This window comes from Streptomyces sp. NPDC057543 (assembly GCF_042801895.1).
Taxonomy (GTDB): Bacteria; Actinomycetota; Actinomycetes; order Streptomycetales; family Streptomycetaceae; genus Streptomyces.
The window spans coordinates 1-7612 of sequence record NZ_JBHVFF010000354.1; the positions used below are offsets into that span (position 1 = coordinate 1).

Genomic DNA, 7612 nt, shown 5'->3' on the forward strand with positions numbered 1-7612 from the left:
AGGCACACGGCTCAGGCAGTGTCACCGCCGGGCCGTGACTCAGCGACCGGCGGGACCGCGGGTCGGCATGCCGACGTCGGACTGGCCGGCCGCCTTCTTGATCTCGGCGGCCTCCCGCTGGTCGAGGACTCCCTCCTTCCGCAGCATCGTGACGATCTCCCCGACGTGCGAGACGAACGCGCCGTGGTTCTTCCAGGCCCGGTGATCCTCGATCAGCTCGTTGACCGTGCAGCCGTTGGTCGTGACGCGGTTCGGGACACCGGTGTTGATCGAGCCGGTGAATACGGTGGAGCGGCCGTCCGTTTCAGGACAGTCGGTCGGCGGCTTGCTGTCGACGATGGTGAGGGACAGCGACTGCGGCGTGGACGTGTTGCCGGCCTTGTCGGTGGCCCGGTAGAGCAAGGTGTGGCTCCCGGCTCTGTCAATCGCCACCGGGGCGGAGTACTGCAGGTAGGGGCCACCGTCGAGGGAGTACTCGATCCTGGCCACACCCGATTCCGCGTCCGAGGCCGTCACCGTCACCTTCGCACTGCCGACGTAGTCACCGGAGTCGTTCTTCGTGCCGGAGACGGAGGCCGATACCTGCGGCGGCGTCCTGTCCTCGGGCGGAGCCGCCACGACGGTGAACTCCACCGACTGCGCCGACGAGGTGTTGCCCGCCTTGTCCGTCGCCCGGTAGGACAGCGCGTGCTTGCCGACGCTGTTGACGGCAACCGGAGTTGTGTAGCTCCTGTACGCCCCGCCGTCGAGCGAGTATTCAATTCCGGCCACACCCGACTCCGCGTCGGAAGCAGTCACCGTGACCGTCGCACTCGACACGTAATTCCCGGCGGCATCCTTAGTCCCGGACACCGTCGCTGACGTGTCGGGTGGCGTCGTGTCCTTCGGCGGTTCGGGAGCCACGACAGTGAACTCGACCGATTTCACAGGCGAGGTGTTACCCGCCTTGTCCGTCGCCCGGTAGGACAGCGCGTGCTTGCCCACGACGCTGACATCAACAGGCGCCGTGTAGCTGCGGTAGGCCGCACCATCGAGCGAGTATTCAATTCCCGCCACACCCGACTCCGCGTCGGAAGCGGTCAGTGTCACATTCGCGCTGCCGACGTAGTTCCCCGCGGCGTCCTTCGTCCCGGACACCGTCGCTGACGTGTCCGGCGCAGTGGTGTCGTCGCCGGGCGCGGCAGTGACGATGAGCTCACCCACCATCATCTGGTGGCCCGGCATCGCGCAGAAATAGCGGTAGACGCCGGGTGTGAGGGTGACTTCGGCCGTGTGCCTGCCTCCCTCGGAGTCGAAGGGGCTCGCCAGGATGTTGAGGCTGACATCGTTGTTGTAGTCGGGGTTCGAGACGTCGAACGTGAGGGTGTGCGTCAACCCGGTCGTATTGCCGGTCGCCGCGCTGCTCTCGAACACGATGGTCGCCTTGCCGGCCACCGCGGTGGTGGGGGCTGACGTGTACTTCATGTAGTCGTCGCCGGCCGTCCAGGTGAGCACCTGGGTCGCTGCGGCCTCGTCCGCGCGACTCATCGCCGCGTACGCGGCCGGTGCGGCCAAAGCGAAAGCCGTGAAGACAACGGCCATAAGCGCCATCAGCACCGGATGCGCGCTGAGGCGGTCACGTAGCACGGATCGTGAGGGGGGCGGATCCGTCTGGGCATGGAGCAGTCTTCTGAACACCGCTGCACCTTTCGGGAATTCGCTTGTGCGGCACCGCGCAGGACTCGCGGTCCCGCCGGGTGGAATTTCAGCCGCCGGGATGAGCGCGTTCGAGATGCGTGTACTCCGCTCACCGGACCGGCGCCCTGGACGGAACGGGGCGAGTGCCGCGCTTCACTGGATCGCCCGCGCACGACGACGGCGGGGGCCGCCGTCACTCACGCACAGGCGGCATCCGCCCCTGTCGCTGCGAGGCCGCTGGCACCGCGAACCCGAGGGCGGGGTTCACGCAACCTCTTTCCATGCGGCAACGAGGGGAAGTTAGCGGGTCTTTTGACTATCTGCCAAGACCTATGACCAGGATCCAACCAACTTTGACCTGAGTCTGGAAAAACTGGATGCGTGCCCGCTACGGTGTCCAGGTCCCGAGGCGAATCCCCTTCGCCCAGCCGATCCGATCCCGGCCACAGCCGGCACATCGAGCCCAAGCCGGACCGCTTCCACCTGGGTCCGGCCAAGTCGGACCGTCTCCACCGGAGTTCGGTTCGGCGACCGCCCCGCCCGCCTCGCGGGGCAGCACGCCCGGCGCACCACCGCGTACCGCCGTGACGGGACAGCTGCCGTCGGCGGCGACTCACACCACGACCACGAAACGCCTTCGGGCACCTTCGCGTTTCGAGGATTGGAGAGCGATGACCGACTCAGGCGCAGGCACGAGACGCCTCTTCTCCCGGCGGGCGTTCGCCACCGGCGCGGCCGCCGCGGCGGTCGTACCCACGGTGCTCGGCGCCACCGCCGCCGCCCCGAAGGACAAGCCCGGTCAAGGAAACGGTCAAGGAAACGGCAAGGGCACCGTCCGTGAACTGACCCTGTACATGGAGAACCTGCCGAACGGGGAGATGGGCTACGGCCTGGAGCCCGGTAAGGCGTCGATTCCCGGCCCGCTCATCGAGCTGACCGAGGGCGACACGATGCACATCGAGGTCGTCAACAACCTGAACGTCGCCGCGAGTCTGCACGTGCACGGCGTGGACTACGACGTCGCCAGCGACGGCACCAAGATGAATGACAGCGTTGTCGAGCCGGGCGGCCGGCGAACCTACGTCTGGCGCACCCACGCCCCGGGACCGAATCACGACGGGACCTGGGAGGCCGGCAGCGCCGGCTACTGGCAGTATCACGATCACAACGTCGGGACCGAACACGGCACGGGCGGCCTCAAGAAGGGCCTGTACGGACCCGTGATCGTGCGCCGCAAGGGCGACGTGCTGCCCGACAAGCAGTTCACGGTCGTGTTCAACGACATGACGATCAACAACAAGGCCCACCACGAAGCACCCACCTTCACGGCCGTCCGCGGCGAGCGCGTGGAGTTCATCGTCATCACCCACGGGGATTTCTTCCACACCTTCCATGTGCACGGGCACCGCTGGGTGGACAACCGCACCGGGATCCTGCAGGGTCCGCAGGACGTGAGTGCGGTCATCGACACCAAGACCGTCGGCCCCGGGGACTCCTTCGGGTTCCAGGTGATCGCGGGTGCCCGGGTCGGCGCAGGTGCCTGGATGTACCACTGCCACGTCCAGAGCCATGCAGACATGGGCATGGTCGGGGTCTTCCTCGTGACCGAGGCCGACGGCACGGTCCCCGGCGGCATGCCCCACCACTAGAAAGCAGCGGCGGGGTCCTGATGCGGGCTCCGCCCCCGAAGCCACGCCCATCAGGCCTGCCTGACGGCCTGACGGGCGTGTACCAACCTGCCGCCGGTCGGTCCTCGCCCGCCAGGACCGGAGGCGAACCTGACCTCCCTGCTCCGGCACCCCGTCCTTCCCGGGCAGCGCTACCGCCCGTCGAAAGCCGTCGCGCCCGGCGCATGCCGGGCGGGGGCCCCTGCGGCAGCCCTCGCTCCATCCCCTGATCACTCTTCCGTTTCCGGATCGAGTCAAGGAGCAAACATGGGCAAGAGAGACCGGTTCGCCCTGTCGAGACGAAGCGGATCACCGCCGTCGCGGCCTGCGCGGACATCTGGTCACGCGTGGCCCTGGCGCCGCGCGGTCGTTCTGCTGTCCAGCGCCGCACTGACCGTCGGGCTGTCCACGCTGCCGGCCGTGCAGGCACAGGCGCAGCCACCCGCCGAACGCGTCAGCCAGGACCAGGGCGCCGCCACCGAAACCCAGGTGAACGTCCTGGTCTTCCACGGACCTGCCGCCAAGCAGGACGACCCGGTCAACAAGGCCACAGCGGCGATCGAGAACCTCGGTGAGAAGAACGGGTTCAAGGTCGTCAAGTCCGAGGACGCAAGCGTCTTCAACACCACCGACCTCGCCAAGTACCGAGGTGTGGTGTTCCTGTCGGCCGACGGCGTGACGCTCAACGCCGAGCAGGAAGCCGCCTTCCAGTCGTACATCAACAACGGAGGCGGCTTCGTCGGCGTCCACGACGCCGCCCGGGCCCAGTCCGACTCCTCCTGGTTCACCGGGCTGATCGGCACCCGCCCGGCCCTGGGCCTCCCCGACCCCGAGAAGGTCGTCGAGAGCGCGGTCAACTCGGAGAACCCGCCGAACGAAACCAAGGACAAGCTGTTCGACGGCAAGAACGACACCAAGTGGCTGGCCCATACGCCGACCGGCTGGGTCACCATGAAGCTGGACAAGCCCGCCGCGGTGGTCAATTACGCGTTGACCTCCGCCAACGACTTCACGGGACGGGACCCGAAGGACTGGAAGCTGCAGGGCTCGCAGGACGGCGAGAGCTGGACGACCCTGGACACCCGGACCGGCGAGACCTTCCCGTCGCGGTTCCAGACCAGGCAGTTCCAGTTCACCAACAAGCAGGCCTACCAGCACTACCGGTTGGAGATCACCGCGAACAGCGGTGAGCCGCTGACCCAGCTGGCCGAGCTGCGGCTCTTCAACGCCAATCCGACGCCTCCGCAGGATTCCAAGGTCCAGCAGGCCGTCGTCGACGTGACGGACCGCCAGCACCCGGCCAACAAGGGCCTGCCGCTCAACTGGACCCGCTCGGACCAATGGATCAACTGGGACCCCAACCCGATCGGCAAGGTCCACACCGTGGCCCAGGTCGAGGAGTGGAAGTACAAGCCGGGAATCAGCGCCAACGGCCCGTTCCACCCGATCTCGTGGTGCCGCGACTACGACGGCGGTCGGTCCTTCTACACCGGCATGGGCCGCACCGAGGAGAGCTACACCACCGACACGAAGTTCCAGAGCCACCTCCTCGGCGCCATCCAGTGGACCACCGGCATGGTCCGCGGCGACTGCCAGGCGACCATCGCGTCCAACTACAAGACCGAGCGACTGACCGACCAGAACCAGGCGGGGAAACTCGACCAGATCGGTGAGCCGCACGGCCTCACCATGGCCCCTGACGGCAAGGCCTTCTATATCGGCAAGGCCGCCTGCCCGTCCGGCCCGATCAGCTCCTGGAGCGACCCGAAGGTCGGCCTGGGCTGCGGCACCATCCACCAATGGGACTCCAAGACCAAGAAGGTCAAGCTGCTCACCACACTCGATGTGATGGGCAACCGGGGCAGCGGCGACGAACTGGTCAAGAACGAGGAAGGCCTCGTCGGCATCACCCTCGACCCGAAGTTCGAGAAGAACGGGTGGATCTACATCTACTGGATGCCGCACGAGTCGATCGACCGCGACAAGCGGATCGGCCAGCGGACGGTCTCCCGGCTGACCTACGACTTCGCGACCGAGTCCATCGACCAGGGCACCCGCAAGGACCTGCTGCACTGGGACACCCAGATCCACAGCTGCTGCCACGCCGGCGGCGGCATGTCCTTCGACAAGGACGGCAACCTCTACATCGGCTCCGGTGACAGCAACTCCTCCGGCGGCTCCAGCGGCTACTCCGGGAACAACTGGACCCAGGACTACAAGGGTGTCTCCTTCCAGGACGCCCGCCGCACCGCCGGCAACACCAACGACCTCAACGGCAAGATCATCCGTATCCACCCCGAGGCCGACGGCACCTACACCATCCCCAAGGGCAACCTCTTCGCGCCGGGCACGGCCAAGACTCGCCCCGAGATCTACGTGATGGGTGTGCGCAACATCTCGCGGCTCTCCGTCGACCCGGTGCACAACTGGCTGAACGCCGGCTGGGTCGGTCCGGACGCGGGAGCCTCCAACCCCGAGCTGGGCCCGGCCAAGTACGAGACGGCCACGGTCATCACCTCCGCGGGCAACCAGGGCTGGCCGTACTGCATGGGCAACCGGCAGCCGTACCGTGACCGCAGCAACACCGACGCCAGTGTTCTTACCGGCTGGTACGACTGCGACCACCTGAAGAACGAGTCGCCGCGCAACACCGGCCTGGTGGACATCCCGCCGGCCCGCGACAACATGATCTGGTACTCGCCCCAGGGCGGCGGACCGGTCTTCCCCAAGCGCTCCGACGGCAGCGGCGTCCCGAGCTACGTCGACAGCGAAGCCACCTACACCCAGCCCTACCTCAAGGGCGGCGGCCAGGCCGTCATGTCCGGTCCGACCTACCACCGCTCCCAGGTGGACACCAAGAGCGGTGTCGCCTGGCCGGCGTACTGGGAGGACAAGTGGTTCATCGGTGACGAGTCCAACGCCAACAACCGGGTCGCGGTGACCATCGACCCGGACCACGTCAAGGACCAGGGTGCGCCGGCCTTCGGTGAGGACCTGCGCAGCATCATCGCGCCCGGCAGCGGCGGCACCCAGCTGCAGAGCTGGATGGACGCCAAGTTCGGTCCCGACGGTGCGCTGTACATGCTCGACTACGCGGGCGGATTCTTCAGCCTGCACTCCAACCAGAAGCTCATCCGCATCACCTACGAGGGTGGCCCGGCCACCCCGAAGCCGCAGGACGCCGGAGCACGGGTGGTCACCCAGAGCGAGCCGAAGACCGTGGCGTTCTCCAGCGCCAAGGCCGGCGGTGTGGCCTGGGAGTGGGACTTCGGTGACGGCAGTAAGTCGTCGCACGAGGCCAACCCGACGCACACCTACGCCGACTACGGCACCTACCACGCGAAGCTGAAGGTCACCTACGCCGACGGCGAGCAGGCCACCGCGACGTTCGACGCCACGGCGGGCTGCCCCGCTCCCGACGCCCGTCCGACCGTCAAGCTGCTCGACACCGACACCGGCGTGGCCAACCACCGCGCAGGCGGCGGCTGCACGGTCAACGACCTGATCGACGACGAGGCATCCTGGTCGAACCACGGCGAGTTCGTCAGTCACGTCAATGCCGTCGTCAATGACCTTCGCAAGGAGGACGTCCTCGACAACCGCGAGTCGTCGGCGATCAGCAAGGCAGCGGCTCAGAGCAAGATCGGCAAGGTCGCCGGGTACAAGCCCATCTTCGACGGGACCGCGGCCAGCCTGGCCGACTGGCGGCAGGCGGGCGCCGGGAAGTTCTCACTCCTGCCCGACGGCACCATGCGCAGCTCCGGCGGCATGGGCATGCTGTGGTACGCGAAGCAAGAGCTGAAGGACTTCTCGGTCAGGCTCCAGTTCCGGGACGTGGCTCCGGGTACCAGCAACGCCAACAGCGGGGTCTTCACCCGGTTCCCGGACCCGCGGACGCCGCTGGCCGAACGCCCGGCCGGCAGTTGCGGAACGGTCGGCTCGGCTCGCACCGCCCCCGAGTGGGTCGCGATCTACTGCGGCCAGGAGATCCAGATCTACGACGGGGCCGCGGGCGAGGTCCAGAAGACCGGCTCGGTGTACAACTTCAAGCCGGTCGGCCTGGACAAGGCGGGGGTGACCCCGAAGGGCCAGTGGAACGACTACGAGGTGCGCGCGGTCGGACAGCACTACACGATCATCCGCAACGGCGTGGTGATCAACGAGTTCGACAACACGCCCGGCAAGAACTCGTCCCGTGCCGGTGACCCACCCACGGACCTGCGTCAATTCCTCAGCGGGTACCTGGGACTGCAGAACCACAGCAACAC

3 protein-coding genes are annotated in these 7612 nt (G+C 67.3%); 2 read left to right on the top strand and 1 reads right to left on the bottom strand.

Going from position 1 to position 7612, the window contains the following annotated elements; translation table 11 throughout:
* Window positions 1-39 precede the first annotated feature (39 nt).
* Complete coding sequence (locus ACFU8Q_RS36690) at window positions 40-1527, bottom strand: OmpL47-type beta-barrel domain-containing protein (protein ID WP_384463047.1); 1488 nt, start codon at window positions 1525-1527, stop codon at window positions 40-42.
* An 821-nt stretch (window positions 1528-2348) separates the two neighbouring features.
* Here ACFU8Q_RS36690 and ACFU8Q_RS36695 point away from each other — a divergent pair.
* A complete protein-coding gene (locus ACFU8Q_RS36695; protein ID WP_384463042.1) occupies window positions 2349-3326 on the top strand; it encodes a multicopper oxidase domain-containing protein in 978 nt (325 codons plus the stop codon).
* A gap of 285 nt (window positions 3327-3611) precedes the next feature.
* A partial coding sequence (locus ACFU8Q_RS36700) for a ThuA domain-containing protein (protein WP_384463045.1) occupies window positions 3612-7612 on the top strand: 4001 nt, incomplete at its 3' end.